This is a genomic window from Synechococcus sp. PROS-U-1 (assembly GCF_014279755.1).
GTDB lineage: Bacteria > Cyanobacteriota > Cyanobacteriia > PCC-6307 > Cyanobiaceae > Parasynechococcus.
The window spans coordinates 1,324,283-1,348,637 of sequence record NZ_CP047951.1 but is presented as its reverse complement, the minus strand read 5'-3'; the positions used below and the strand labels follow the sequence as shown (position 1 = coordinate 1,348,637).

Sequence of the window (24,355 nt, the reverse complement as noted above, 5' to 3'; positions counted from 1 at the left end):
TCAAACGGTGGCTTTGTTCTGAAAAGACGTCAACGAATCCAGCACCTCCCGGGCGTGACCGTTAGGTCGAACCGCTACCCAACGCTCACGCAAGACCCCGTCGGGATCGATCAGGAAGGTGTGGCGTAGCGAGTATGGCGCCATCCAGGACCCGTAGGCCTTGCTCACGGTTCCGTCGGGATCGGACAGCAGGGGGAAGCTCAACCCCTCGCTTTCACAGAAGGATTCATGGTCGTCAACGCTATCGGCGCTGATACCGATGACCTCGGCCCCGGCCTGAAGGAAGTCGGCGTGGAGGCTTTCGAAGCCCCTGGCTTCGATCGTGCATCCCCCGGTGAAATCCCTTGGGTAGAAATAAACCGCCAGCCAGCGGCCGCGAAGATCACGGCTGCTCCATTGCTTCCGATCGGGTTCGGACTGGCTGGATCCGGGCAGATCGAAATCGGGCACGGTCGTGCCCGTTTCCAAAACAACACCCCCGAGGGCTGAAGCCCGCGAGGGTGAAAGCGTCAGAGCTGCAAGGAAAAGGCCGGACTTGACTAATAATTCCCGGCGATTCACCCGTTCAAGATCTCAGATCTTGGCCAGGTTAATGCCCAGAGACTTGGCGTAGGCGCCCAGGCCTTTCTTCTGGATGGTTTTCAGAGCGCGAGTGGTGACACGCAGCTTCACCCAGCGGTTGCCTTCCGCCCACCAGAGGCGACGCTGCTGCAAGTTGGCTTGCTGCAGCTTCTTGGTGCGGATGTGGGAATGGCTCACGGCCATGCCGTTGTTGGCGCGAGTACCGGTGAGCTGACACACCCGTGACATGACGATGTCCTTCTACTGAGAGGTTGTTTGGAGCTGAATCAACAGTTCCAAACAACCAATTTAGCAAAAGGTCTCTGCTTCAAAGACCTCTCTGCATCAGAGCACCCATCAATTCAGCACTGCGGGTCTGGAATCCGGCCAGCTCATTGGGCTCCAGTCCCCCGACGCCCAGCCGCGCCATGTCATACAGATGGCGGGCCACATCCCCGGCCAGGCTTGCGGTGGGTGAGGCTTCCGCCGCTCCAACAAGCACGCCACCAGCACGCAACTTCAGCATTCCTTCCACCAGGGGATGACGTCGGTTCACCAGCAGAACGTGATGCTCAGGGAGGCCCGGCAGCCGTTGTTCCATCAAGGCGCCCATGTCGTTCAGCCGGCGCATCTGTTCCGGCAGAAGGATCAACGCCGGCGGTGCCCCTTCCGCTTTCAGGGCCTGCACCTGAACGGTCACCTTGTCGTTGGCCAGAGCTTCCTTGATCAGGTCTCGCAGTCGGTCGGACTCTGTGGTTCCGTCCTGATCGGTGAGTTCGGCGTCGTTGTCTTTCAAGCTCTCGTCCAGTTCCGAGTCGACGCGCTGGAACGTGAGCTCCTCGTGGCGATGCTCGAGCCAAGGGATGAACTGGGTGTCGATCACCGTTTCCAGCTTCAGCACTTCCGCGCCCTGGGATGTCCAGAGATTGAGAGCACCGGCTTGGGCAACGTCATCGGTGCTGTAAAGCACTCGTTTGTCCAGATCTTCGGCCAGTCGGCTGCGGTATCCCTCCAGGGTGGTGAAGGCACGGCCATCGCAGGCGATCGGGTCAGCATGGTCGCCTTCCCCGGCTGCAGCGGTGGTGGCGAACAGGATCAATTCGGAGACCTGCTCTGCGAATTTCTCGTCCTCCATGGCACCGATCTTCACGAAGGGTGCCAGGGCATCCCAGGCCTCGGCATAGGCCTTGGGATCCTCTTTTTTCAATCCCCGCAGCCGATCTGACACCTTCTTGGCGACAAAATTTCCGATCGAGCGAACGCGTCGGTCGGTCTGCAGGGCACTTCGACTCACATTCAGGGGAATGTCGGGTGAATCGATCACTCCCCGCAGGGGCAACAGATAGCGCGGCACGACCTCCTTGATCGAATCGCTGACGAACACCTGGTTGCAGTACAGCTTGATTTCACCCTTCTCCCAGTCGGCACGACCCGTCTGCTTGGGGAAAAAGAGAATTCCCTGCAGGTTGTAGGGGTAGTCGGTGTTGAGGTGAACCCAGAGAAGGGGATCGCCTTGGAAGGGATAGAGATAGTGGTAGAGGTCGATGTAGTCCTGATCACTGAGATCTCTGGCGCTTTTGCGCCAGGGGGCCTCCATCTTGTTGATCGTTTCCCCCTCGAGCTGCACCGGCACTGCCATGAAGTCGCAGTAGGTGTTGATCAGAGTTCGGATCCGTGCCGGTTCGAGATATTCCAACTCGTCCTCCATCAGATGAAGGATCACGTCCGTACCCGGCTGCTCTTTCTCGGCGGCGCTGAGGCTGAAGTTAGGGGAACCATCACAGCTCCAGCGCACGGCTTCAACATCGGGTCGGGCTGAACGGGTCAGCAGCTCAACCCGCTCGGCCACCATGAAGCTGGAATAGAAGCCAAGGCCGAAGTGGCCGATGATGGCGTCGTCTTCCTGCTTGTACTTCTCCAGGAAATCCTCGGCACTGGAGAAAGCCACCTGGTTGATGTACCGCTTCACCTCATCGGCTGTCATGCCGATGCCGTTGTCGCTGATGGTGACGGTCTTGGCCTCGCGATCCACCGAGATGCGAATGGCGCCGTCATCGCCTTCGCTGCAGTCGCCTGCCATCGCCGCCATGCGGCGCTTGCTGATGGCATCCACGCCATTGCTGACCAGTTCCCGGAGAAACACCTCGTGGCCGGAGTACACGGCCTTCTTGATGATCGGGAAAATGTTTTCGGTGTGGATCTGAATCTGACCCTGTTCCTCCAGCACCGCCATTCCTTTGCCGCTAAAAACCAGACACTAGAGACCGGTTTCACTCCGGCTCAACGGCCTCTTCAGGGGGTTCTCCGTACCTAACTGCGCCCATGCCTGCCTGGTCAGGGCGTCTTTTGAAGGTCTGGACGCTCTTCAGCAACGATGGCGCCCTCTACTGGACAGACCTGCAAGCAGATGCCGCAATCGATGCAGGTGTCGAAATTGATCCAGTAGAAGTTTGTCCCTTTCTTGTTTTTTCCATTGCCTTGGTCAATGCAGGCCACGGGGCAGGCATCCACACAGTCGGCGATCCCCTCGCAAACATCAGTGACGATGGAATGTGCCATGGAGCATCTGCTGATCTGCCGGATCCTAAGGATCGACCCAATCCAGCTGCATGTCCCCCTGTGCCTTCGCAAGCTGTTCAGCCGTCTCCCGTGACTCCAACGGTTCCAAGGCCATGACGGCCGTGCGGCCTTTCTGATGCCAGCCCCGCTGACGATCCATGGCCGATTCCAGGCTCGAGGCCGTTGAAAAGGCCACGAAAACATCGGCCTGCTGCTGCTCAGCTCTATCAAATTCCGAGATCAGTTCTCGGATCGGGTCGATCGCCAGGCTGAACCCAGCGCCATAGGCCTGGTCGTCCGTCGCTCCGCAACGCTGCACCAGATCGTCGTAGCGACCGCCGCGGGCAATCACAACAGGAGAGCTGCGGCCATCACACACCAGTTGGAACACCAGGCCGGTGTAGAGCTCGAAATGGGGTTGGAAGGTCGGGTCGAGCTGAATCGTCACCGACTGATCCTGAGCTGCTGTGGCGAGATGGGCACAGAGTCGACGCAGCTCGTCGAAGACCGGCTGCTCTCCGCGCAGGCCGGTGAGCTGTGTCAGCACCTGGTCGGGGGTTCCGCGGCAGTCCAGGAGGGAAAGAAGCCTGTTTTTGTCGTCTTTGCCCAGTTCGAATGACTCAAGGGCCAGACGGTCAAAATCGATCAAGGCCGTGCGGATCTGATCACGCTTTACACCGGTGAACGGGCTGAGAATGAGATCCATCAGGGCGGTGTGGCCCAGCAGCAGCCTTGGTTTCTGGCTGTCCTGCAGCCCCAGAGTCTGAACAGCGGCCATCAACAGGCTGAGCAGTTCCATCTCCGCTTCGCTGCCATTGACGCCGAACAGTTCAACGCCGCTCTGCAGGTTTTCTTCGATGGACTGCCCCCCCTCATCGGCGGAACGGGTCCGGAACACCGTGCCGGAGGCCCAGAGACGCAACGGCCGTTGGCGATCGGCAAATCGGGTGCAGGCGGCTCTGGCGATGGAAGCAGTCATCTCTGGCCTCAGCCCGAGGGGGTCATCAGCAACGAGTCGAACGATGTCTGAACTGTCGATGGCACCCCCAGCCATCAACGTGGCCAGGCGTTCAACCCGAGGTGGCGACACCTCCTCGTAGCCCCACAGGCGGAAGACCGATGCCAGACGTTCCGTCAGCTGTCGGTTGGTCTCCACCTGACGTGGATTCAGATCCTTTGCGCCAGCTGCAGGTTGCAGCGCCATCTCACGTCCTCTCGACCACGCCTCAGGATCCCATGGCCGTGACCTCGGGAGCGCCGAAGGAAGCCCCTGGCAGCGGCTTCACTTGGGACAACCCATCCGTGATCGCGGGATGCAATCCAGGGCCAGCGGCCACAACACGGCCGCTGGACAGATCGAACGGTTGATTTCCATACCCGGTGACGGTTCCCCCCGCTAGGTCCACCAAGGCCACGCCCGCGGCCAGGTCCCAGGGAGACAGGCCCCGTTCCCAGTAGCCGTCCTGGCGGCCAGCAGCCACGAAGGCCAAATCAACCGCCGCGGCGCCGCCGCGACGGACCCCATGGGTGCGATGGGTGAACCAGCAGAACTCGGCGTAGTTGTTGTCGAGACGGGTGTGCCTGTCATACGCAAATCCTGTGACGAGAAGAGCGGCTTCGAGCCGATCACAGCTGCTCACCTGAAGGGACGTGTCATTGCAGAACACCCCGACTCCCGGTGCTCCCCAGTACATCTCATTGAGGAAGGGCACGGCGATGGCGCCCAGGATGGGTTGCTGGCCCAGGGTGAGCCCGATTGAGGTGGCAAAAAAGGGATAACCGTGGGCGAAGTTTGTGGTCCCATCCAGGGGGTCAACACACCACCTCAGGCCGTTCTGCTGGCCTGTAGCCCCGCTTTCTTCCGCCAGCACAGCGATGTCAGGGGTCTGGTCCGCCAGCATCTCCAAGACGATGCGTTCTGCTGCAACGTCGGCATTGGTGACCAGGTCGCCGATGCGCCCTTTGCTTTCGATGGACGACAGGCGCCCGTAATGGCGCATGAGCTCCTGGCCACCGGCATCGGCTGCTGAGCGCGCCACGGTCAGATAACGCTCAAGATCGTTTGGGCTGAGCCCGCCGCTGCGGGCGGCTCGACTGCAGATGGACTCCCGCATGGTCACTCCTCCTCGATGGGAATCCTGGTGGTGACGCGTCCTTTGCCGAAGTGGCGTCCGAATTGCAGCTCGTACACCTCATCTTCATCTTGTGTTTCCGCTTCGAGAGGGCCGACTGCCCTGGCCACACAAAGCAGGCCGTAGCCCTGGGACCTCAGCTCCCGCGATAGACCCATGGCCTCGCGCTGGTCGAGGGTTCCGCTTTGCACCCGAACGGCACAGCTGGTGCAGCATCCATTCCTGCATGAGAAGGGCAGGGGATCTCCTTGCTCTTCGAAGCTGTGCAGGATGTAGTCACCCTCTTGGACGTCGTGGGTGATGGTGCGACCCTCCTGGCGCCAGTGAATGGTGATCCGGTGGCTGGGAGGCATAGAAGGTCTGCTGGCAGTGCCCTGCTACATTCTCACCTGCCCCATTTAGCCGGTGGAGAGCTGGCCGAGTGGTCGAAGGCGCAGCACTGGAAATGCTGTATAGGGGCAACTCTATCGAGGGTTCGAATCCCTCGCTCTCCGCTTCTCCGGTCCGTCAGGACCGGATTTTTTTTGTCCATCTGAGGCCACGCTTCAGATGTTGAGCTGAGCGAGACCCTTTGGTCAGGTTGTGGCTTGCGTGTTCCTGACAGCTGCTTTGTTGCTGAGGGGTCGGGATCAGCCGAACCGACCGGAGACGTAGTCCTGGGTGGCCTGCTGTTGAGGTGCGTTGAAGATTTTGTCGGTGTTGTTGAATTCCACGAGGTAGCCCACTTTTCCGGTCCCGCCCTCGACGGCCTCGGCGTTGAAGAAAGCCGTCATGTCGCTCACACGAACGGCCTGCTGCATGTTGTGGGTCACAATCACAATGGTGAAGCTCTTCTTGAGCTCATGCATCGTTTCTTCGATCTTCAGGGTGGAGATTGGATCGAGGGCTGAACAGGGCTCATCCATCAAAATGATTTCTGGCTGGATGGCGATGGTTCGGGCAATGCAAAGACGTTGTTGCTGTCCGCCAGAGAGTGAATAGCCGCTTTCATTCAATTTGTCTTTGCATTCATCCCATACCGCAGCTTGGCGCAGGGATTGCTCAACGAGTTCATCCATATTCCCCGTATATCCATTGATGCGAGCGCCAAATGCAATGTTTTCGTAGATGCTTTTTGGGAATGGATTGGGTTGCTGGAAGACCATCCCAATGCGACGTCGCACCTCTACAGGATCAACGTCGGAACCGTACAAGTCGACCCCTCCAAACAAAATGCTTCCTTTGAGTGAGCATGAATCGATCAGGTCGTTCATGCGGTTCAAGGCTCGAAGAACCGTTGATTTTCCGCAGCCGGATGGACCGATGAAAGCCGTGACCTTGCCGCGAGGTATGTCGCAAAAAACATTTTTTACGGCTTCAAAATTGCCGTAGCTGACCGTGACGTTCTGCAGCGAAAGTGCTGTCTCTGCGCTCTTGATGTCGGAATCTTGGGGTGGGCTGATGGTGGTCATTGATTTAGGTGGAAAATTAATTTATTTGGCTGCAAATCGCGCCAGCCATCGAGATAAAAGGTTGAGTGTTAGAATCATCATCACGAGTACAAAAGATGCGGCCCAGGCCAATTCGTTGTGAAACTCATAGGGCATGATCGCAAAGTTGTAGATCATCACGGAGAGAGTCGCGATGGGAGCGAAGATTCCATCGGGTGTGAGTAGATCTGACCAGAATGGTGAGAACAGTGCCGTGAAGATCAAAGGAGCCGTTTCCCCTGCGGCTCTTGCGATCCCAAGAACCACCCCTGTGGCGATGGGGGTCAAGGCGGCAGGGAGTGTGATTCGTACAACAGTGACAAATCTGGATGCCCCCACTCCCAAAGCAGCACGACGCAGGTCATCAGGAACCAGCTTCAGACCTTCGTCGGTCGTTTTAATAACCGTGGGGAGCATCAACACAGCCAGGGCCATGCCCCCAGCAACGGCGCTGTAGGCGTTCCCGAAGAGAATTCGGCTGGTGACGATGGTTCCGTAGATGAACACGCCAGCAATGATCGATGGCACTCCAGCCAGGACATTGGTGCCGAATCGAATGAACTGAGCGAACCATCCTGAACGGGAGTATTCGGCAAGGAAGATGCCGCCGCCGACGCCCACTGGAATGGCAATCAATCCAGCGATTCCTGTTACCACGAGGGTTCCAACAATCGCGTTAGCGATACCGCCTTCCTCCAGTCCCGGTGGTGGTGGAAGTTCCGTCAGCAGGGCCAGACTGATCTTGCTGCCCCCTTGTACAAGCACGTAGCCCAAAACCAGGACCAGTGGCAGAACAGCGATAACCGCAAATAATCCTGCCAAGAAGGAGAGCAGGCCGCTGCGGATGTTTCTGCGCAGAAACGGCTTGTAGCTCAGATCAGGAGCTGAGTCGGATCGTGTGTTGGTGAGCGTTTGCGTCATGTCAGTACTTCAGGCTCAACCGCTTCACAATCCACTGGGCAAAAATATTCACGCACAAGGTCAGGATGATCAGCACAAATGCTGCATACATCAGTGATGACACCTGGGACCCATCCGCTTCACCAAACTGGTTGGCAAGCATCGCTGCGATGGTGTTACCCGGTGCCAACAGCGAAAGGCTGAAATTGTTGGAATTGCCAATGATCATCGTGACGGCCATGGTCTCGCCCATGGCTCGGCCCAGTGCCAGCATCACGCCACCAATGATTCCAGAAATGGCTGCCGGGAGAATTACATTGATGATCGCTCCCCAACGTGTTGTCCCCACGCCATAGGCCGCTTGTCGGAGTTGTGTCGGTACCTGATTCAAACAATCACGGGAAATAGCCGTGATGATGGGAAGGATCATCACCACCAAGATCAACACTGCTGGGATGGTGCCTGGACCCATCGGCGGTGTGCTGAAGAGGGGGAACCAATTGAAGAGCTCATAAAGAAGCTCAAGCCCGGGCCGGATGAATGGTTCCAACACAAAGATGGCCCACAGGCCGAGTACCACGGATGGGATGGCGGCGAGAAGTTCCACCATCAGGCCGATCACACTGCGAACCCGGCTGGGGATGATGTTTTCGGTGATGAAGATGGCTGTTCCAACCCCCAAGGGCACAGCGATCATCAAGGCCAGCAGCGATGTGATCAGGGTGCCGTAGATGGCTGCACCGGCGCCGTACTGGTCATCCACTGGGTTCCAATCCGAGGTGATCAGAAATTGCCAGCCGTAGCGGGCCATGGATTCGAAGCTTCCCTGGAAGACGACGATCAGGATGGAGAAAAGAACGATCGCCACCACCGAGGCCATGGCGATGGCCAGATTCTTGAAACTGATGTCCACCAATTTTTCGAACGGTGGACGTCTTCGGAGTAGGTATCGGTTGTCCGGGTCGGACATTTACCCAAAGGCAGGCCAACTCAAAGTATGTCCCGATCCTCTTGACATGATTAAGAACGGCTTAAGCAAGCGGAGCCTGTCCGGCTGTTTATCGCGACTGGGGCTGGAGCAGATTGGAACCTGCCGTTAGCGTGGAGATCAAGTTTTAAGGGATATGGGGCGGATCGTCGGAATCGATCTGGGGACCACCAATTCGGTTGTCGCTGTACTGGAGGCGGGTCGTCCCCATGTGATTGCGAATGCCGAGGGCGGACGAACCACCCCATCCGTTGTGGGCTACACCAAGGACCAGGAGCTGCTGGTGGGGCAGCTGGCCCGACGCCAACTCGTGCTCAGCCCCCGGAACACCTTTTCCAACCTGAAGCGGTTTGTTGGTCGTGACTGGGACGAGTTGGAGGACAGCAGCCTGTCCGTGCCTTACACAGTTCGTGCCAACGACCAGGGTCAGGTTCGCGTCCCCTGCCCGGTGACGGAGCGGGAGTATGCGCCAGAAGAGTTAGTCGCCAGCATCATCCGCAAACTGGTCGACGATGCCTCCACCTACCTGGGCGAACCGGTGGAAGCGGCTGTGGTGACCGTTCCCGCCTATTTCAATGATGCCCAGCGTCAGGCCACTCGCGATGCCGGACGGTTGGCGGGCATTTCAGTGGAGCGCATCCTCAATGAGCCCACCGCTGCTGCTCTGGCCTACGGGTTTGACCGCAGCGCCGTCAAAAGGGTGCTGGTTTTTGACCTTGGTGGGGGCACGTTTGATGTATCGCTGCTGCGCATTGCCAATGGCGTTTTTGACGTCAAGGCGACGAACGGTGACACCCAGCTCGGCGGCAACGATTTCGATCAACGCATCGTCAACTGGCTGGCCGATGCGTTTTCGGAGGAACATGGCGTTGATCTGCGTCGGGATCGTCAGGCCCTTCAGCGGTTGACGGAGGCTGCTGAAAAAGCGAAGCAGGAACTCTCCGGTGTGCTGAGCACACCGATCTCTCTTCCTTTCATCGCCACCGGCAGCGATGGTCCGCTGCACATTGAAACCCGCCTGGATCGCGCCACCTTTGAGGGTCTCTGCCCGGATCTGCTGGACCGATTGCTGAATCCGGTCCAGGTAGCCCTGCGCGATTCCGGTTGGTCGGCAGACGAGATTGATGACGTGGTCTTGGTGGGTGGCGCCACACGAATGCCCATGGTGCAACAACTGGTCCGCACCCTTGTGCCGATCGATCCCTGCCAATCGGTGAATCCCGATGAGGTGGTGGCCATTGGTGCTGCCGTTCAGGCGGGGATCCTCACGGGTGAACTGAGGGACCTGCTGCTGAATGACGTCACCCCTCTCTCGCTCGGACTGGAGACGATCGGTGGATTGATGAAGGTGCTGATCCCTCGCAACACGCCGATCCCGGTGCGCCAGTCCGATGTGTTCAGCACCTCGGAAGCCAACCAGTCGTCCGTTGAAATCCATGTCTGGCAAGGGGAACGCCAGATGGCATCGGACAACAAATCCCTCGGTCGGTTCCGCCTTTCCGGTATTCCCCCCGCTCCCAGAGGAGTCCCTCAGGTGCAGGTGGCGTTCGACATCGATGCCAATGGTCTGCTTCAAGTCAGCGCCACCGACCGCACCACGGGACGCAAGCAATCGGTTTCGATCCAGGGCGGTTCGAATCTCAATGAGGAAGATGTGACCGCTCTTCTGGCGGAAGCCGAGGCAAGGGCCGATGAAGACCGGCGCAAACGCAATCAGATCGAGCGTCGCAACCGTGCTCAAACGTTGCTCGCCCAGGCGGAACGGCGTCTGCGGGATGCATCGCTTGAGCTGGGACCCTATGGCGCTGAACGGCAGCAACGGGCCGTTGAAATGGCCATGCGTGATGTGCAGGACTGCCTTGCCAATGACGACCTCCAGGAGCTGGATCTCTGTGTGAGTGGCCTTGAGGAGGCACTGTTTGGACTGAACCGTCGTCTTTCGGCCGAACGTCAGTCCGATGGCAGTCCGCTGCAGGGGATTCGCAACACCCTCGGTTCCCTCAAGGATGAGTTGTTTGCCGATGATTGGGATGACGACCCCTGGGGTCCTCCCAGTCGTCCGGGAGAACGTGGCCGAGGTTTGAGCCGTCGTGACCCTGCACCTTGGGACGATGACATCTACCGCTGAGCCTGATTACTGGTCTTTGCTGGGGGTTGATCCCGACTGCACAGACCAGCAGCTGAAACGGGCGTTTCGCCGCGAAGCACGCCGTTGGCATCCGGATCTGAACAGCAACGATCCCGTTGCTGAGGAGCGCTTCAAACTGGTCAATGAGGCCTATGCGGTGCTCAGCGATCCCCGCCGCCGCGATGTCTGGCAACGGGGCGGTGGTGCAGCCACGGATGTTGCTGATCCCTTTGCGCAAGGGTTCCCCGATTTCGAGACGTATCTCGATGTGATTTTTGGTGGGGGCTCAGCGCGATCGGCGGCTGATTCCGACATGGAGCCGGATCCACCCTCCCGGAGTGATGACTCCAGAAGCAGTGACCCACCGGTGTCGGCACCGCCGCCGCCGCCGCCGGTGCGTGCTGTTGAGGATCTCGAATCGGTGGTTCATCTCTCCCCTGATCAGGCCCTCCAGGGAACCCTGGTGGAGCTGACGCTCGGCGACGGCACGATGATCGAGTTGAACACTCCCCCCTTTGCGGGTGACGGCTGGCGTCTTCGGCTGGAAGGCGTCGCCCCCGGTGGCCGTGATCATTTTCTGCAGCTCCGGGTTGTGACCGAGGACGGGCTGCGGATTGATGGTCTGCGCGTGCTTTACAAGCTGCTGTTGTTTCCTCCCGATGCCGCTTTGGGCTGCGCTGTGGATGTACCCACCCTGGACGGTCCCGTGACGCTCCAAGTCCCTCCAGGGTCATCGAGTGGACGCTTGCTGCGGCTGCGGGGGCGTGGTCTACAGGTGGAAGATGAGCGGGGGGATCAACTTGTGGAGATCGTTGTCGTGATTCCCTCGGATCTGGGCGATGCGGAACGGGCCCTTTATCGCCGTCTCCAGGAACTGGCCAGTGAATCCGAGCAGGTTGGATGACGATGGGTGAGACTCCGGACCGGTTGATCTGACAGTTTTCTCGATGCGCGTCCACGTCCTGCTCTTTGATGCCGGTACGGATAGCGAAGGCATCCACTCGCTTGAAATCGCTGGACGGACTGTGGTTCTTTTGTTTGAGAATCCAGATGATGCCGAGCGTTATGCCGGCCTTCTGGAGGCTCAGGACTTTCCGGTTCCCACCGTGGAAGCCCTGGACCGTGAGGACGTTGATCTGTTCTGCCGTGAGGCCGGTTACGAGGCCCGCCTGATCGAGTCGGGCTTTGTGCCGAGCAATGACGAGGAACGACTGTTCATGGCGCCGCCGCAGAGCAACCGCGATGTGAGCAACTGGCAGGACGATGCCAGTCCTGATGAACAGGCCCCTGAGCCAGCGCGACAGGGATTGGAAACCGAGCCGGAGTCGAATCCTGAACTCGATGAACTGCGTCGGCGGCTGGAGGGTCTGCTCTGAACGATGGCCGTGTTTGACCCCGATCTGCAGCCCTCCAGCGACCGTGGCCACCTGCTCACCGAGCAGAGCAACCAGCGCAGTTCACGGTTGGATCAATTGGACACCCTCGCGCTGGTCGCTCTTTTTGCGGATGAGGATCGACGCCCCCAGCAGGCTGTCGCTGAGGCGACTCCTGCCCTTGCCGAGGCTGTCGATGCCATCTCTGAGCGTCTTCGTCTTGGCGGTCGTCTTTTTTACCTCGGTGCTGGCACCTCAGGACGGTTAGGGGTGTTGGATGCCGCGGAGTGCCCACCCACCTTCTGCAGTGATCCTGAGCAGGTGCAGGGCGTGCTTGCTGGTGGTTCCGCAGCTCTGTTGCGCAGTTCCGAAGGGCTCGAGGACGTGGAGGATGCCGGCCGCGCCGACCTGGAGGAGCGGGGATTTTGTGCCAAGGATTGCCTCGTGGGGATCGCCGCGGGGGGCACCACGCCTTACGTGCGCGGCGGCCTGGCTTTTGCAAAAAGCGTGGGTGCTCTGGCGATTGCTATGGCCTGCGTTCCGACTGAGCAGGCTCCCCTCCCCTGTGATATCGACATTCGTCTGCTCACCGGCCCAGAGCTGCTGACGGGATCCACTCGGATGAAGGCCGGAACGGCCACAAAACTGGCTTTGAACACCCTGTCGACCGCCGTGATGGTGAAACTCGGCAAGGTCTTTGGGAATCGGATGGTGGATGTGGCCGCAAGCAACAGCAAGCTGGTCGACCGATCGCTGCGGATCCTTCGAGATCTGGCAGGTGTTGAGCGAGGGCGGGGGCTGATGCTGTTGGAGGACGCCGGCGGTTCAGTGAAGCTTGCTCTGTTGATGGCGGCCGCTGACCTGTCTGTTGACCAGGCCAGTGACCTGCTTCAGAAGCATGACCAGCAGCTGCGGTCGGCACTCGCCGCCTGCGGAGCTCAGCTGACGGACCTCAGCTGAAGGAGGCCTGATCGAACGATCCCCAGTAAGGGGCTGTGAACAGATCGAGGTTCGAGCGAGTTTGGGCAGGAACCTGCTCCTTGGGGGTAATCAGGGCATTGGCAAGAGCTTTGTGGGCAGGCGAAGCGGGAGGCTCCTGCTTGAGCCGCTTCATCAATCCACTCAGGATCGGTTCGGTGGCCGAGGCATTGGCCTGGAGGTTGCCGATCACCATCTCCACCGAGACGGCGTCATGGCCGTCATGCCAGCAGTCGAAGTCGGTGACCATGCTCAGGGAGGCATAGGCCAACTCGGCTTCCCGTGCCAGGCGGGCCTCAGTGTGGTTCGTCATCCCGATGACGGAACAGCCCCAAGACCGGTAGAGCTTGCTCTCTGCCTGAGTTGAAAAGGCGGGACCCTCCATGCACAGATAGATCCCACCGCGGTGCAGTTGTCGCCCCTCCGGCAAGCCTTGCTCGGCGGCATCGGCCAGAAGCGAACTCAACTGAGGACAGAACGGTTCGGCGAGGCTGACGTGGGCGACGCAGCCGTTCCCGAAGAAACTGGCGGGCCGTTGCCGCGTGCGGTCGATGAACTGATCCGGCACCACCATGTCCCGCGGATGCAGATGTTCCTGGAGCGATCCAACCGCGGAGAGGGAGATCAACCAGCGCACCCCCAGCGAACGCATCGCCCAGATGTTGGCCCGGTAGGGAACTTCACTGGGAAGCAGCTGGTGATGCCGGCCGTGGCGAGCCAAGAAGACGGTCTGAACTCCCTCCAGCTCTCCAAGTCGTAGTTCATCGGATGGAGCTCCGAATGGGGTTTTGATCGTGCGTTCCTCCACCTGGCGCAAGCCTGGAATCGAATACAGGCCGCTGCCTCCGATGACGCCGACGCGCCCTCCCTGAAGATCGGCCATGCCACTCCTCTCTCTACACTCCAATTTTGCTCGCGCCACCATGACCAAGGCCCTGATGGACACCGATGCTGGCCTGATCGAGCTCGAGCTGTTCGAGGCCGATGCCCCGAACACCGTCGCCAACTTCGTGAAGCTGGTGAAGGATGGCTTTTACGACGGCTTGGCCTTTCATCGGGTGATCCCAGGCTTCATGGCCCAGGGTGGTTGCCCCAACAGCCGTGAGGGCGCCCGTGGCATGGCTGGAACCGGTGGCCCTGGATATGAGATCGATTGCGAGATCAACCCGCAGAAGCACCAGTCCGGCACCCTCGCCATGGCCCACGCCGGCCGCAACACCGGTGGTTCTCAGTTCTACATCTGCCATGAGGCCCAGCCCCATCTCGATGGCGTGCACACGGTCTTCGGCCACACCGGCAACATGGACGTGGTGCTGAAGCTCTCCAACGGCTCCCGGATCAACAAGGTGACGATCCAGGAAGGCTGATCAGCCTCAGGTCCAGTGCAGCAGTGATGGACCGTTTTCGATCAATCCACCACTGCTCATGTCGATCAGCTCATTGAGCTGATGCTCCACCCGCTCCAGGGTCTGGGGTGGGTGCAGTGCCATCCGTTCGGTGGGAACACGCATCAGCCCCACACGTTCTGTGGCGGCCAGCGCGGCAACGCTTTGCAGCAGGGGCCCTGCATCACCACCATCGGGGATCAGTTTCCAGACGAACTGAGGCCGATCCCAGAGCGCTAAGAGTCGCGGTTCATGCAGGGCCTCGAGGCTGAAGCCATGGGTCTGGGCGATCCTTTCCACTTCAAGACGAATGGTGGGCCAGCTTTCCGGGCCGACGTTCACCGCTAGAGCCAGAACCACACAAGGGCTCTCGGATTCGAACAGATGCCCGAGCTTTTCCCGCTTGGCAGCCAGATAGTCAGCGTTGTGGGCGCCAGGGTCCATCACCAGCGGCACGCGCTCCTCCACCTGAAGGCCATAGCCTCCGAGTCCGGCGATTTTGCGAGGGTTGTTCGTGAGCAGGCGAAGCCGATGGATGCCGAGGTCGGAGAGGATCTGAGCACCGACGCCGTAGTTGCGGAGGTCTGCTGGAAAGCCAAGGCGTTCATTGGCTTCAACGGTGTCTAAACCCGCTTCTTGGAGGCTGTAGGCCTTCAACTTGTTGATCAGACCGATGCCACGGCCTTCCTGACGTAGATAAACAACAACACCCTCGCCCTCCGCTTCGATCTGGCACAGGGCTGCCTCCAGCTGGGGCCGGCAATCACAGCGCAGTGAACCGAAGGCATCACCGGTGAGGCATTCGGAATGCATGCGAACCAGCACCGGCTCACGCAAAGCGTTCGGTTCGCCTTTGATCAGCGCAACGTGTTCTGACCCATCAAGTTCGTTGCGATAGCCCACCGCCTGAAAGGTGCCGAAGCGGCTCGGCATCTGTGCCTGGGCCAGCCGGCGCACAAATCGCTCGTTCTCCAACCGGTAACGGATCAGATCCGCGATGCTGATCAGCTTCAAACCCCAGCGATCGGCGTAGCTGCGGAGCTCCGGCAGGCGGGCCATTGAGCCGTCGCTGTTCTGGATTTCGCAGATCACCCCAGAGGGGCTGAGCCCGGCAAGCTGAGACAGGTCGACGGCCGCTTCAGTGTGGCCAGCGCGCTTCAGCACGCCGCCAGGACGAGCGCGCAGGGGGAAGATGTGCCCCGGTCGGCGCAGTTCAGCTGGGCGGGTGGCTGGATTGAGTGCCACTTGAATCGTGGCGGCACGGTCTTCAGCGGAGATTCCGGTGGTCACCCCATGCTCAATGCCTGCATCGATGCTCACCGTGAAGGCTGTTTCGTTGGCATCGGTATTGCGATCCACCATGAGCGGCAGATCAAGCTCATCGAGACGTTTCCCCTCCATGGCGAGACAGATGAGGCCCCGCGCCTCTGTCGCCATGAAATTGATCGCTTCAGGGGTCGCGAACTGGGCTGCGCAGATCAGATCTCCTTCGTTTTCCCGTTGTTCGTCGTCCACCACGACAACGCACTCACCATTTCGGATCGCCGCAAGGGCATCGCTGATGGCATCGAACGCAATGGGATCGTTCGCGGGTTCAAGGGAACTGGGGTTCAGGAGCTTGGTCGCCGGTTAATGACCTCATTATTGATCTCTGTACGATCAGCCGTTGGTTGGTTGGTTCAATGGCAGGCAACACAGCGTCGGCGGTTGAAGCCATGGCAACGGTGAAGGGCGGGCGGGTTGCTGTGATCGGCGCCTCCGGCTATGGAGGTCTGCAGACCATCCGCCTGTTGCAGGGGCACCCTGGACTTTCCGTCAGTTTTCTTGGCGGTGAACGCAGTGCAGGTCAACGCTGGAGTTCCGTTTGTTCTTTCCTTCCCCTGCCGGATGACCCGACGGTGGAATCGGCGGACCCGGACCGGATTGCGGCTTGTTCCGATTTTGCCGTTCTCAGCCTTCCCAACGGATTGGCCTGCCAGTTGGCGCCGCAACTCTTGGAGCGTGGTGTACGGGTTGTGGACCTCTCCGCTGACTTCCGCTACCGCTCCCTCGACCAGTGGCTTCAGGTGTATGCCAAGGAGGCCGGAACTCTCAACCGAAACGATGCTGACCTTTGCAGCAGCGCTGTGTATGGCCTGCCGGAGTGGAATGCCCCTGCGATCGGCGATGCGACGTTGGTGGCGGCACCAGGATGCTTCCCAACAGCCAGCCTTCTGCCCCTGCTCCCCTTCCTCAAGCAGGGTCTGATTGAGACAAACGGCATCGTCATTGATGCCAAGACCGGTACGTCCGGCGGTGGTCGGGTGCCGAAGGAGGCGATGCTGCTTGCGGAAGCCTCGGAATCCATCGCGCCCTACGGCGTGATTGGCCATCGTCACACCTCAGAGATCGAACAGATGGCGACGGAGGTGGCTGGTCAGGAGGTGCGGCTTCAGTTCACGCCGCACCTGGTGCCAATGGTGCGTGGTCTGCTTTCCACGGTCTATGCCCGATTGCGTGACCCCGGGCTCACTGCAGAGGATTGCACCACCGTTTTGGACGCGATCTATCGCCACCACCCCTGTGTTGAGGTGCTTCCTGTGGGCACCTACCCCGCCACCAAATGGGCCCGCCACACGAACCGCGCCCTGCTCTCTGTTCAGGTGGACATCCGCACGGGACAACTCGTGTTGATGAGTGCCATTGACAACCTAATCAAAGGCCAAGCGGGGCAGGGTGTGCAGTGCCTCAATCTGATGGCTGGCCTCGCACCGGAGACGGGGCTGCCCCTGCAGTCGTTCTATCCCTGACGCCAGGTCGGGCTTAAGCCAGCAAGGGCAGCGGGCAGCAGCTGATGCTCCTGCTCCTGGATCCGTTTGGCGAGCGTTGCATGATCATCACTATCGAGGACGGGGACGGCGGCCTGGGCCAAGATTGGGCCAGCATCCAGCTCCTCAGTGACGATGTGCACGGTGCAGCCTGTGAGTTTCACACCGGCTTTTAAAGCCTGACCCACGGCATCCATGCCGCGAAAGCTGGGCAGCAGCGACGGGTGGATGTTGATCAAGCGCCCCGCATAGCCGCCGATTAGGACATCGGTGACGATCCGCATCCAACCAGCCATCACCACGACCTCCACCTGATCGGAACGAAACAGACGCACCAGCTCGGTGTCCAACTCGCGTCGATCCTTGAGCACGCGATGGTCAAGGACCGACACAGGGATCCCGAGACGTTCTGCGCGTTGTTGAGCTCCACAGCCCGGATTGTTGACGACCAGCCGATGGATGCGCGCCCGGAGATCCCCCGCTTGGATCGCTTGGGCCATGGCCTCGAAATTGCTGCCGTTTCCTGATGCCATGACCCCCAGCTGCAACGGGTCCTGGTCAGCTCGATCGTTGTGGCTAGGGTCAGTCAAAGCGGGGTCCGGTTCATGTCCCATCTCTCCATCCTGCCGACTGTCTTCACCGATCTCGAGCGCTTGGTGCATGCCCTGCGGGATGAGGGCTTCAGTGTTGAGAGAAGGACCGAATTGAACGGTTTTGCCGACGACTCCCACTCCGTTGACGTGCTCGCCGTGCACGGCAGGGCCATGCCCCTGGGTTGGACCCAGCATGAGGACGGCACGATCGTGATGCATGGCGATATCCAACGGATCAGTCGGCATCCCGGCTTTAAGCAGCGCTTGCAGCGGGTGACCCGCCGCTACGCCCTACTCCACGCCATGGACCAAGTGCGTCTTGGTTCACTGGGATCTGCCGACCTGATCCTGCAGACCAACTGACGTGTCAGAGCCGGTTCAGATCAGGCTCGATCTGAGCCATCCCGAAACGCAGACCATCGGTGTGTCCATGTATTGGACACCCCAGACCCGGCGTCAGACCTTCCAACTTCCGGTTTGGACGCCGGGGTCGTACACGGTTCGCGATCACGCTCAGCACCTTCACAGCTTGCAGCTCCTGGCCGCCGGACGCTCCCTTCCGTTGCGCCGCTTGGCCCCCCACCAGTGGGTCTCTGATCTGCCGGATCTGAGCCCGCTCACCCTCACCTATCAGCTTGAGGCACGGGACCTGACCGTTCGCACCGGGTTGCTCGATCCTGATTTCGCTTCGCTCTGCCTCGCCGCTGTGGCGATGGATATCGATGGCTGCCGCTGGTCATCGCACCACGTTGACGTGGCTGCACCGGATCACTGGAGCGTGCATCTGCCGCTCGATACGACTGCTGATGGGTGGATTGCAGCGGATTTCGATGCCCTTGTGGACAGTCCGCTCCATGCAGGGCCTTTTCAAGCCGAACCCTTCATCGTTGAAAGCTGCAGCCATGAGCTGCTGCTGATCGGCGCTCCACCGATGGGTTGGCCGCCAAACTTTTTATCCGACATCGAGCGGGTTTGCAGTGCGACCTGTCGCTTGATGGGAACGGCTCCTCCAGCGGGAGATCGTTATCAGCTGGTTCTGCAACTGCTCGATCAGGGTTATGGCGGCCTTGAGCACGATCACAGTGCAGTGCTGCAGTTCAGCTGGTCAGCTCTTGCCAAGCCCAAGGGCTACCGGCAGCTGCTGCAGTTGATCGGCCATGAATATCTGCACCAGTGGAATGTGCGTCGGCTGCGGCCCGTCGAACTCCGTCCCTACGACTATGGGCAGGCGGTGATCACCGAGGGGCTTTGGTTTGCCGAGGGGATCACCAGTTACTACGACCTCAGCCTGCCGCTGCTGGCGGGGTGTTCGGATCGCCCCACCCTGCTCAAGGATCTGGGAGAGGAGCTCTCTAGCGTGTTGATGTCACCTGGATGCTCCGTTCAATCGCTGGCGGACAGCGCCCGTGAGGCGTGGATCAAGCTCTACAAGGCGACGCCAGCATCGCGGGACAGCCAGATCAGCTACTACCGCCTGGGTGCTGCGGTGGCCTTCTGCCTGGATGTGCGGTTGCGGCAGCGCGGCCACTCCATGGCTGCCATTCTGCGGGAGCTATGGCTGGGCCATGGCCGTCAGGCCCGTGGCTACAGCCGCCATGACATCAAGGCCGCCTTGGCGCCATGGGATGCCGACCTACCGGCTGATCTGGATCAATGGCTGGATCAGCCCGAGGCCCTTCCTTTGATCGATTGTGTGGAGGCCCTCGGGCTTCGGATGGATCCGGTTCCTCTCAAGCATCCAGACCATGGCCTCACCCTCAAGGATGGAGAGGGTGCCGCCTTGATACAGCGGGTGAGGCGGCAAAGCCCCGGCCAACGGGCTGGGCTTGTGGTCGGCGATGAGCTGCTCGCGATCAATGGCTATCGGGTGCGTCGCAGCAGCGATCTCGGGCCTCTGTTGGAACAGCAGAACTGCGTGATCGTCACCTACGCACGGCGCAGCCGAATCAAGGAGACCCAGTTGTTTCCTGACAAAGGTGTGGACCATTGGTCGTTGGATTGGGATCCTGGGTGCACAACAGAACAGCGGCAATTGCGGGATCGATGGTTCGAGATCGTTTAAGTCGTTGTTGGAGCGGTCTGCGGTGCCGCGTCCAGCAGCATCGGGGGCTCTCGATCACTGCAGCAGCAGCAGGGTCCTTGGCTCTCGGACTGGTGGGCTGGGTGTTAGTGGATCAGGGTGGGCTGTCCCATGCAGGGGTTCGTCCGTCCTTGATGGAGCTGCTCGACCAGGTGGGGAGGGAACGCGGTCGCCAATTGGAAGAAAACCCCTCCTCTTCGGTGCCGTTACCTCCGAAGTCCCGCTCGTGGCGCTCTCCATTGGCCCGTCAGTGCTCTGATGTCGACACCGCGCTGCGATCCCGTCTGAACCAACTCGATGCTCGGTCGAGCTCCTGGCGGGCGTTCGTGAAGATCGACCCCACCAATTTTGGTGATCGCTACGGCGAAGACGCCTTCGGTCGTCGGATTGACGCCACTCCCAGGGTGGTGGTGCTGCACGAGACGGTTTACTCGCTCAGTTCTGCCTTGAACACCTTTATGACGCCCCATCCTCGGGACGAGGATCAGGTGAGCTATCACACCCTTGTGGGGCAGGACGGTCGCGTCGTTGATCTGGTGGACCCGTTGAATCGCGCCTACGGCGCTGGATTTTCTGCCTTTCTCGGTGAGTGGGCGATCACGAACAAGAAGCTCAAGGGATCCGTGAACAATTTCGCGCTGCATCTGAGCTTGGAAACACCACCCTCAGGCGCGAATGCAAGTGCATCCCATGCGGGTTACACCACCCAGCAATACGACGCGCTGGCCTTGGTGCTGTCGGGTTGGATCCGTTCCTTCAATCTGCCTCCCGCAGCGATCACGACCCATCGTCATGTCGATCTGGGCGGTGAACGGGGTGATCCGCGCAGTTTTGACTGGTCCAAGTTGCAGGTGCGGCTGGCTGCACTAGGAGACCTCTGTGTGTCCTGAGGCCAGCGACGACGTTCAGGCTGGAAGCATCGTTAGTTTGTTGCTTCCAGCTCAACCCGTCGGTGACAACCCTCCCCATCGACGATCTGGATCGGATCATTGAAATGGCCTGGGAGGACCGCACGCCCTTTGAGGCGATTGAATTTCAGTTCGGACTCTCCGAGCCGCAGGTCATTGCTGTGATGCGTCAGCACCTGAAATCGTCGTCGTTCAAGCTCTGGCGCCGACGGGTGAGCGGCCGCAAAACCAAACATGCCGCAACCAGCCGGTCCGAGCGTTTCCGGGCCAGCTGTCATAAGTGATTGATCCGGCTTCGCTTCACCGCTGGATTCCTCTAACTAAACCGACCGGATGAATCCATGGAGGGAGATTGGTTGGTGCTTTGCGGAAACTCGAGCCTGAGATCAGTCCTCCAGCCATATCCCTTTATCACTTCAGAAAAGGGCCGAAGTCAGGCCCTGATTGCGCAGGTGTGGTGAAGGCCTTGACGCAAAGCTAGAAATCCATAAGAGGTCGTTTCCTTGCACCAATCAGCTGGCGAGGCAACCTCCTGAGCGATTGCTGCTGTTGGGAGATGCAGTGTTCAGGCCAGCGGGAGGAAGGTGTTTTCATCGCTCCAATGAGGGATTGCGATGGAGCTCAGCCGACCCACTATTTCCCTTGACGAGGCCTTAAACCGTGATGTCTGGGTTGGGTTGCTGTCGGCCGTAGATCAATCCGTGCAGCTCAGGGTCCTGCATGTAGCCCAGCACCCGAGCGGGGTAATCCAGCTTGCCGTTGTGCAAGTAGGTGAGGGTGGCGATGGCCTTGGCATCCAGATACGAGCGACTCGCCTGCAGCATCAAGCTCTCCGGCAGGCCGATGGCCAGCTTCAACCGTTGAAACTTCCCCGCCAGCAAACTGATGTTCATCTCAGGATCCAGCAGCTGCTTGCGGGCCCAGGTGATCTCTTCCTGCGTTGGGTTTGCAGGCAATCGTTTCTGATGGATGAGTTCGGCCACACCGATCTGGGCGGGACCGTGGGTTTTCACCAGTCCGGAATGGGCAATGAAAGGAAGGTTCTCCCCCGGTTTGGAATGCTGGATCTCGTCGAACAGAACGGCGGTGATCAGCATCGGGTTGACCTGATGTGCAGCCGCTTCGCGCAGGATCACTGGCTTCAATCTGCGCAGGCGATCCAAGGTCTGTGAACGCAGCGGTTTGAACTGATCGACGCTGTTCGTGAACAGCTGGGCCAGCTGCGTCTGGGGTCCATGCACCCCAAAGCGACGCTGCAGCAGTTTGAGTTCTTCTGCTGAAAAGTCTGTGGGTTCGAGTCTGTGTTCGACAACAACAGGGGCTTGGTCCTCTTGATCGGCGACCGGTCGTGCCCAGTGACCAAGCAGGCAAAAGCTTGCTGCCGTCATCAGCAGCGCAGTCGTCCATCGCAGTTGCTCAGCCATGGGGGCTGGAATAGCAGTCAGAGGAAGGTGACATGAAACTAGCTGGGGTGTCCTTTTGCGTGGGCATCCAGTCAGATCCTGGATACGTTCGACATGTCTGCATCGCCCACCCGGCATGAGCTTCCCGGATTTCAGCGCCTCCGACGCTCAGATTCAATGGCAGCGTTTCTGTGAACTCGGCTGGTATCACGATGATCTTGGCGTTTGGCTGGACATCAGCCGGATGCATGTCAATGCGGCAGACCTGCAGCAGCTTCAGCCGCGGATGGACAAAGCCTTCACCGCGATGCAGGAGCTGGAAGCCGGTGCGATCGCCAATCCGGATGAGCAGCGTCAGGTTGGTCACTATTGGTTGCGCACTCCCGAACTCGCCCCATCGTCAGAGCTGCAGCAGCACATCTCCAGGGAAATCGATCTGATCGCTGCCTTTGGGCGCGACGTTGTCAACGGAACAATCAAGGCCCCCAACGGTGAAGCCTTCACCGATGTGCTCTGGATTGGCATCGGCGGCAGCGGTTTGGGGCCCGCCTTGATGATCCGAGCTCTGCAGAATCCCGGCCAAGGGCTCCCGTTTCATTTCTTCGACAATGTCGACCCCAATGGGATGAGCAACGTCCTGGCAGGGCTTGAAGGTCGTCTCGACCGCACGCTGGTGGTGACGGTGAGCAAGTCGGGGGGCACCCCCGAACCGCACCTCGGCATGGAGCAGGCTCGTCATCGCCTTGAAGCTGCTGGTGGTCAGTGGGCTGGACAGGCTGTGGCTGTGACGATGCTGGACAGCAAGTTGGATCAGCAGGCCCAGGCCGAGGGTTGGCTCAAACGCTTTGACATGTTCGATTGGGTGGGTGGCCGCACCAGCATCACCAGTGCCGTCGGCCTTCTGCCTGGGGCTTTGATCGGTTGCGATATTCGCGATTTCCTCGCTGGCGCTTCTCAGATGGATGCCGCAACCCGCGAGGCGGACCTGCGTCGGAATCCTGCGGCCTTGATGGCAGCGTCCTGGTATGTAGCTGGAGCCGGTCGCGGTCAGCGCGACATGGTTGTTTTGCCTTACCGCGATCGCCTTGAGGTGTTCAGCCGCTACCTCCAGCAGCTGGTGATGGAATCCCTGGGCAAACGCCTCGATCGCAACGGTGATGTTGTTCACCAGGGCATTGCCGTCTACGGCAACAAGGGCTCCACCGACCAGCACGCCTACGTGCAGCAATTGCGTGATGGTGTCGACAACTTCTTCGCCACGTTCATTGAAGTGCTGAAGGATGTGAGCGATATCCCTGTCATCGACGGAGAATGTCCCGGCGACTTCCTCGACGGATTTCTTCAGGGAACACGATCAGCTCTTACCGAGGGTGGTCGTCAAAGCATGACGATCAGCATGCGCTGCTTTGATGCTCGTCGTCTCGGTGCCTTGATTGCGTTGTTCGAGCGCGCCGTTGGTTTGTATGGCGAACTCGTCAATATCAATGCGTACCACCAGCCTGGCGTTGAGGCGGGTAAAAAAGCGGCAGCGGCAATTCTTGGGTTGCAGGGCCGTGTGGAGGCGATCCTTGCCGACGGTGTTGCACGTTCTGCCGATGAGATCCGCCTGGCTCTGGGTGATGGCACCGACGAATCCATCTTCTGGATTCTGCGGCACCTCAGCACTAACAAGCGCGGATTTAGTGCTCAGGGAGATTGGAGCAAACCCGCATCGATGCGGTTCAGCAAGGCCTGATGATGCAATTCAACGGTTTGAAGGTGAAGCAATCGCTAATAGCCATCAGCATTGCGATGGGCGCTCTGGTCTTTCCAGCACAGTCCAAACCTGACACCCAATCTTTCGCATTTGAGCTAGGGCGTCAATCAGGAACCTTTTACTGCAGGGGCATTTCCCTTGAATCAGCCATCGAGAAGGGAACGATGGGAGCAGCGCTGGCGATGGATCTGCCGATGTCGCAGCTCGACTCGATGGATCTGTCCTCCGATCAGGCAGGCATGGCTCTGATCGAAGGACTTTTGGATACAGCCATTGATAATTGTCCGCAACGGGCCAAGACAATCTTTCGGGAATTCGCCGCCCTGGGAAACTAA

At 59.6% G+C, this 24,355-nt stretch carries 26 protein-coding genes and 1 tRNA gene; 13 read left to right on the top strand and 14 right to left on the bottom strand.

The window, feature by feature from the left end; all coding sequences use genetic code 11:
- From SynPROSU1_RS07320 to SynPROSU1_RS07290, 7 genes are all read right to left on the bottom strand, one after another.
- The gene (locus SynPROSU1_RS07320; RefSeq protein ID WP_186569941.1) at positions 1-561 is read right to left on the bottom strand and encodes a peroxiredoxin; all 561 of its coding nucleotides are present in this window, start codon (positions 559-561) and stop codon (positions 1-3) included.
- A gap of 12 nt (positions 562-573) precedes the next feature.
- Positions 574-810, bottom strand: coding sequence for a 50S ribosomal protein L28 (gene rpmB / locus SynPROSU1_RS07315; protein ID WP_006850205.1), 237 nt, complete (start codon positions 808-810; stop codon positions 574-576).
- Positions 811-889: 79 nt separating this feature from the next.
- Positions 890-2,794 (bottom strand): molecular chaperone HtpG, encoded by a 1,905-nt coding sequence (gene htpG / locus SynPROSU1_RS07310; protein WP_186569940.1) that lies wholly within the window; start codon positions 2,792-2,794, stop codon positions 890-892.
- A gap of 101 nt (positions 2,795-2,895) precedes the next feature.
- Positions 2,896-3,120: a ferredoxin family protein gene (locus tag SynPROSU1_RS07305; RefSeq protein ID WP_186569939.1), complete on the bottom strand. Its 225-nt coding sequence runs from the start codon at positions 3,118-3,120 to the stop codon at positions 2,896-2,898.
- 25 nt (positions 3,121-3,145) lie between these two features.
- Positions 3,146-4,324, bottom strand: a complete 1,179-nt coding sequence (locus SynPROSU1_RS07300; protein ID WP_186569938.1) for an ATP phosphoribosyltransferase regulatory subunit — start codon at positions 4,322-4,324, stop codon at positions 3,146-3,148.
- Between the two features lie 22 nt (positions 4,325-4,346).
- Complete coding sequence (locus SynPROSU1_RS07295) at positions 4,347-5,234, bottom strand: inositol monophosphatase family protein (protein WP_186569937.1); 888 nt, start codon at positions 5,232-5,234, stop codon at positions 4,347-4,349.
- A gap of 2 nt (positions 5,235-5,236) precedes the next feature.
- Positions 5,237-5,605 (bottom strand): 2Fe-2S iron-sulfur cluster-binding protein, encoded by a 369-nt coding sequence (locus tag SynPROSU1_RS07290; protein ID WP_186569936.1) that lies wholly within the window; start codon positions 5,603-5,605, stop codon positions 5,237-5,239.
- Positions 5,606-5,659: 54 nt separating this feature from the next.
- Here SynPROSU1_RS07290 and SynPROSU1_RS07285 point away from each other — a divergent pair.
- Positions 5,660-5,746 (top strand) — tRNA-Ser (locus tag SynPROSU1_RS07285).
- Positions 5,747-5,881: 135 nt separating this feature from the next.
- Here the strand turns inward: SynPROSU1_RS07285 and pstB are convergent.
- Genes pstB through pstC form a run of 3 tightly spaced genes read right to left on the bottom strand, consistent with a single transcriptional unit; the run spans position 5,882 to position 8,591 of the window.
- On the bottom strand, positions 5,882-6,703 hold the full coding sequence (pstB, locus tag SynPROSU1_RS07280) for a phosphate ABC transporter ATP-binding protein PstB (protein WP_186569935.1): 822 nt from the start codon (positions 6,701-6,703) through the stop codon (positions 5,882-5,884).
- 21 nt (positions 6,704-6,724) lie between these two features.
- Complete coding sequence (gene pstA / locus SynPROSU1_RS07275) at positions 6,725-7,642, bottom strand: phosphate ABC transporter permease PstA (protein ID WP_186569934.1); 918 nt, start codon at positions 7,640-7,642, stop codon at positions 6,725-6,727.
- A gap of 1 nt (position 7,643) precedes the next feature.
- A complete protein-coding gene (gene pstC / locus SynPROSU1_RS07270) occupies positions 7,644-8,591 on the bottom strand; it encodes a phosphate ABC transporter permease subunit PstC (RefSeq protein ID WP_186569933.1) in 948 nt (315 codons plus the stop codon).
- A gap of 154 nt (positions 8,592-8,745) precedes the next feature.
- Between pstC and dnaK the strand changes: the two genes are divergently transcribed.
- The 4 genes from dnaK to murQ are packed head-to-tail and all read left to right on the top strand — an operon-like array spanning position 8,746 to position 13,070.
- Positions 8,746-10,737: a molecular chaperone DnaK gene (gene dnaK, locus SynPROSU1_RS07265; RefSeq protein WP_186569932.1), complete on the top strand. Its 1,992-nt coding sequence runs from the start codon at positions 8,746-8,748 to the stop codon at positions 10,735-10,737.
- Positions 10,721-11,641: a DnaJ domain-containing protein gene (locus SynPROSU1_RS07260; protein WP_186569931.1), complete on the top strand. Its 921-nt coding sequence runs from the start codon at positions 10,721-10,723 to the stop codon at positions 11,639-11,641. Before dnaK ends, SynPROSU1_RS07260 begins: the two co-directional genes overlap by 17 nt.
- 43 nt (positions 11,642-11,684) lie before the next feature.
- The gene (locus SynPROSU1_RS07255) at positions 11,685-12,113 is read left to right on the top strand and encodes a DUF3110 domain-containing protein (protein ID WP_186569930.1); all 429 of its coding nucleotides are present in this window, start codon (positions 11,685-11,687) and stop codon (positions 12,111-12,113) included.
- Between the two features lie 3 nt (positions 12,114-12,116).
- Positions 12,117-13,070 (top strand): N-acetylmuramic acid 6-phosphate etherase, encoded by a 954-nt coding sequence (gene murQ / locus SynPROSU1_RS07250; protein ID WP_186569929.1) that lies wholly within the window; start codon positions 12,117-12,119, stop codon positions 13,068-13,070.
- On the opposite strand, the gene mtnP is transcribed toward murQ, so the two are convergent.
- On the bottom strand, positions 13,063-14,013 hold the full coding sequence (gene mtnP, locus SynPROSU1_RS07245) for an S-methyl-5'-thioadenosine phosphorylase (protein ID WP_222929865.1): 951 nt from the start codon (positions 14,011-14,013) through the stop codon (positions 13,063-13,065). The genes murQ and mtnP overlap by 8 nt on opposite strands.
- On the opposite strand from mtnP, the gene SynPROSU1_RS07240 reads away from it, so the two are divergent.
- Positions 14,012-14,455, top strand: a complete 444-nt coding sequence (locus SynPROSU1_RS07240) for a peptidylprolyl isomerase (RefSeq protein ID WP_186569927.1) — start codon at positions 14,012-14,014, stop codon at positions 14,453-14,455. The two genes, mtnP and SynPROSU1_RS07240, sit on opposite strands and share 2 nt — an antisense overlap.
- Positions 14,456-14,461: 6 nt before the next feature.
- Here SynPROSU1_RS07240 and ribBA read toward each other — a convergent pair whose 3' ends face one another.
- Entirely contained in the window at positions 14,462-16,051 is a 1,590-nt protein-coding gene (ribBA, locus tag SynPROSU1_RS07235; protein WP_186572292.1) for a bifunctional 3,4-dihydroxy-2-butanone-4-phosphate synthase/GTP cyclohydrolase II, read from the bottom strand.
- 137 nt (positions 16,052-16,188) lie between these two features.
- On the opposite strand from ribBA, the gene argC reads away from it, so the two are divergent.
- Positions 16,189-17,262 (top strand): N-acetyl-gamma-glutamyl-phosphate reductase, encoded by a 1,074-nt coding sequence (argC, locus tag SynPROSU1_RS07230; protein WP_186572291.1) that lies wholly within the window; start codon positions 16,189-16,191, stop codon positions 17,260-17,262.
- Here the strand turns inward: argC and purN are convergent.
- Positions 17,253-17,813 (bottom strand): phosphoribosylglycinamide formyltransferase, encoded by a 561-nt coding sequence (gene purN / locus SynPROSU1_RS07225; protein WP_222929911.1) that lies wholly within the window; start codon positions 17,811-17,813, stop codon positions 17,253-17,255. The genes argC and purN overlap by 10 nt on opposite strands.
- A gap of 72 nt (positions 17,814-17,885) precedes the next feature.
- Between purN and SynPROSU1_RS07220 the strand changes: the two genes are divergently transcribed.
- The 4 genes from SynPROSU1_RS07220 (at position 17,886) to SynPROSU1_RS07205 (ending at position 21,145) form a co-directional block, all read left to right on the top strand.
- Positions 17,886-18,236 (top strand): DUF1257 domain-containing protein, encoded by a 351-nt coding sequence (locus SynPROSU1_RS07220; protein ID WP_186569925.1) that lies wholly within the window; start codon positions 17,886-17,888, stop codon positions 18,234-18,236.
- Position 18,237: 1 nt separating this feature from the next.
- On the top strand, positions 18,238-19,935 hold the full coding sequence (locus SynPROSU1_RS07215; protein ID WP_186569924.1) for a M61 family metallopeptidase: 1,698 nt from the start codon (positions 18,238-18,240) through the stop codon (positions 19,933-19,935).
- Positions 19,917-20,843, top strand: coding sequence for an N-acetylmuramoyl-L-alanine amidase (locus SynPROSU1_RS07210; RefSeq protein ID WP_186569923.1), 927 nt, complete (start codon positions 19,917-19,919; stop codon positions 20,841-20,843). The genes SynPROSU1_RS07215 and SynPROSU1_RS07210 overlap by 19 nt, the downstream gene beginning before the upstream one ends.
- 62 nt (positions 20,844-20,905) lie before the next feature.
- On the top strand, positions 20,906-21,145 hold the full coding sequence (locus SynPROSU1_RS07205; RefSeq protein WP_186569922.1) for a TIGR03643 family protein: 240 nt from the start codon (positions 20,906-20,908) through the stop codon (positions 21,143-21,145).
- A 369-nt stretch (positions 21,146-21,514) separates the two neighbouring features.
- Here the strand turns inward: SynPROSU1_RS07205 and SynPROSU1_RS07200 are convergent, their stop codons facing one another.
- On the bottom strand, positions 21,515-22,285 hold the full coding sequence (locus SynPROSU1_RS07200; RefSeq protein WP_186569921.1) for a helicase DnaB: 771 nt from the start codon (positions 22,283-22,285) through the stop codon (positions 21,515-21,517).
- A gap of 115 nt (positions 22,286-22,400) precedes the next feature.
- Between SynPROSU1_RS07200 and SynPROSU1_RS07195 the strand changes: the two genes are divergently transcribed.
- Both SynPROSU1_RS07195 and SynPROSU1_RS07190 read left to right on the top strand, forming a co-directional pair.
- Positions 22,401-23,999, top strand: coding sequence for a glucose-6-phosphate isomerase (locus SynPROSU1_RS07195; RefSeq protein WP_186569920.1), 1,599 nt, complete (start codon positions 22,401-22,403; stop codon positions 23,997-23,999).
- A complete protein-coding gene (locus SynPROSU1_RS07190) occupies positions 23,999-24,355 on the top strand; it encodes a hypothetical protein (protein WP_186569919.1) in 357 nt (118 codons plus the stop codon). The genes SynPROSU1_RS07195 and SynPROSU1_RS07190 overlap by 1 nt, the downstream gene beginning before the upstream one ends.

Coding starts and splice junctions, on each gene's coding strand:
- purN (WP_222929911.1), bottom strand. CDS start 17,813: ATGGCATCAGGAAACGGCAGCAATTTCGAGGCCATGGCCCAAGCGATC.
- SynPROSU1_RS07260 (WP_186569931.1), top strand. CDS start 10,721: ATGACATCTACCGCTGAGCCTGATTACTGGTCTTTGCTGGGGGTTGAT.
- pstC (WP_186569933.1), bottom strand. CDS start 8,591: ATGTCCGACCCGGACAACCGATACCTACTCCGAAGACGTCCACCGTTC.
- SynPROSU1_RS07290 (WP_186569936.1), bottom strand. CDS start 5,605: ATGCCTCCCAGCCACCGGATCACCATTCACTGGCGCCAGGAGGGTCGC.
- SynPROSU1_RS07240 (WP_186569927.1), top strand. CDS start 14,012: ATGACCAAGGCCCTGATGGACACCGATGCTGGCCTGATCGAGCTCGAG.
- pstA (WP_186569934.1), bottom strand. CDS start 7,642: ATGACGCAAACGCTCACCAACACACGATCCGACTCAGCTCCTGATCTG.
- pstB (WP_186569935.1), bottom strand. CDS start 6,703: ATGACCACCATCAGCCCACCCCAAGATTCCGACATCAAGAGCGCAGAG.
- dnaK (WP_186569932.1), top strand. CDS start 8,746: ATGGGGCGGATCGTCGGAATCGATCTGGGGACCACCAATTCGGTTGTC.
- SynPROSU1_RS07220 (WP_186569925.1), top strand. CDS start 17,886: ATGTCCCATCTCTCCATCCTGCCGACTGTCTTCACCGATCTCGAGCGC.
- htpG (WP_186569940.1), bottom strand. CDS start 2,794: ATGGCGGTGCTGGAGGAACAGGGTCAGATTCAGATCCACACCGAAAAC.
- SynPROSU1_RS07305 (WP_186569939.1), bottom strand. CDS start 3,120: ATGGCACATTCCATCGTCACTGATGTTTGCGAGGGGATCGCCGACTGT.
- SynPROSU1_RS07295 (WP_186569937.1), bottom strand. CDS start 5,234: ATGCGGGAGTCCATCTGCAGTCGAGCCGCCCGCAGCGGCGGGCTCAGC.
- SynPROSU1_RS07210 (WP_186569923.1), top strand. CDS start 19,917: ATGGTTCGAGATCGTTTAAGTCGTTGTTGGAGCGGTCTGCGGTGCCGC.
- murQ (WP_186569929.1), top strand. CDS start 12,117: ATGGCCGTGTTTGACCCCGATCTGCAGCCCTCCAGCGACCGTGGCCAC.
- argC (WP_186572291.1), top strand. CDS start 16,189: ATGGCAACGGTGAAGGGCGGGCGGGTTGCTGTGATCGGCGCCTCCGGC.
- rpmB (WP_006850205.1), bottom strand. CDS start 810: ATGTCACGGGTGTGTCAGCTCACCGGTACTCGCGCCAACAACGGCATG.
- SynPROSU1_RS07255 (WP_186569930.1), top strand. CDS start 11,685: ATGCGCGTCCACGTCCTGCTCTTTGATGCCGGTACGGATAGCGAAGGC.
- SynPROSU1_RS07200 (WP_186569921.1), bottom strand. CDS start 22,285: ATGGCTGAGCAACTGCGATGGACGACTGCGCTGCTGATGACGGCAGCA.
- SynPROSU1_RS07190 (WP_186569919.1), top strand. CDS start 23,999: ATGATGCAATTCAACGGTTTGAAGGTGAAGCAATCGCTAATAGCCATC.
- SynPROSU1_RS07195 (WP_186569920.1), top strand. CDS start 22,401: ATGAGCTTCCCGGATTTCAGCGCCTCCGACGCTCAGATTCAATGGCAG.
- SynPROSU1_RS07300 (WP_186569938.1), bottom strand. CDS start 4,324: ATGGCGCTGCAACCTGCAGCTGGCGCAAAGGATCTGAATCCACGTCAG.
- mtnP (WP_222929865.1), bottom strand. CDS start 14,013: ATGGTGGCGCGAGCAAAATTGGAGTGTAGAGAGAGGAGTGGCATGGCC.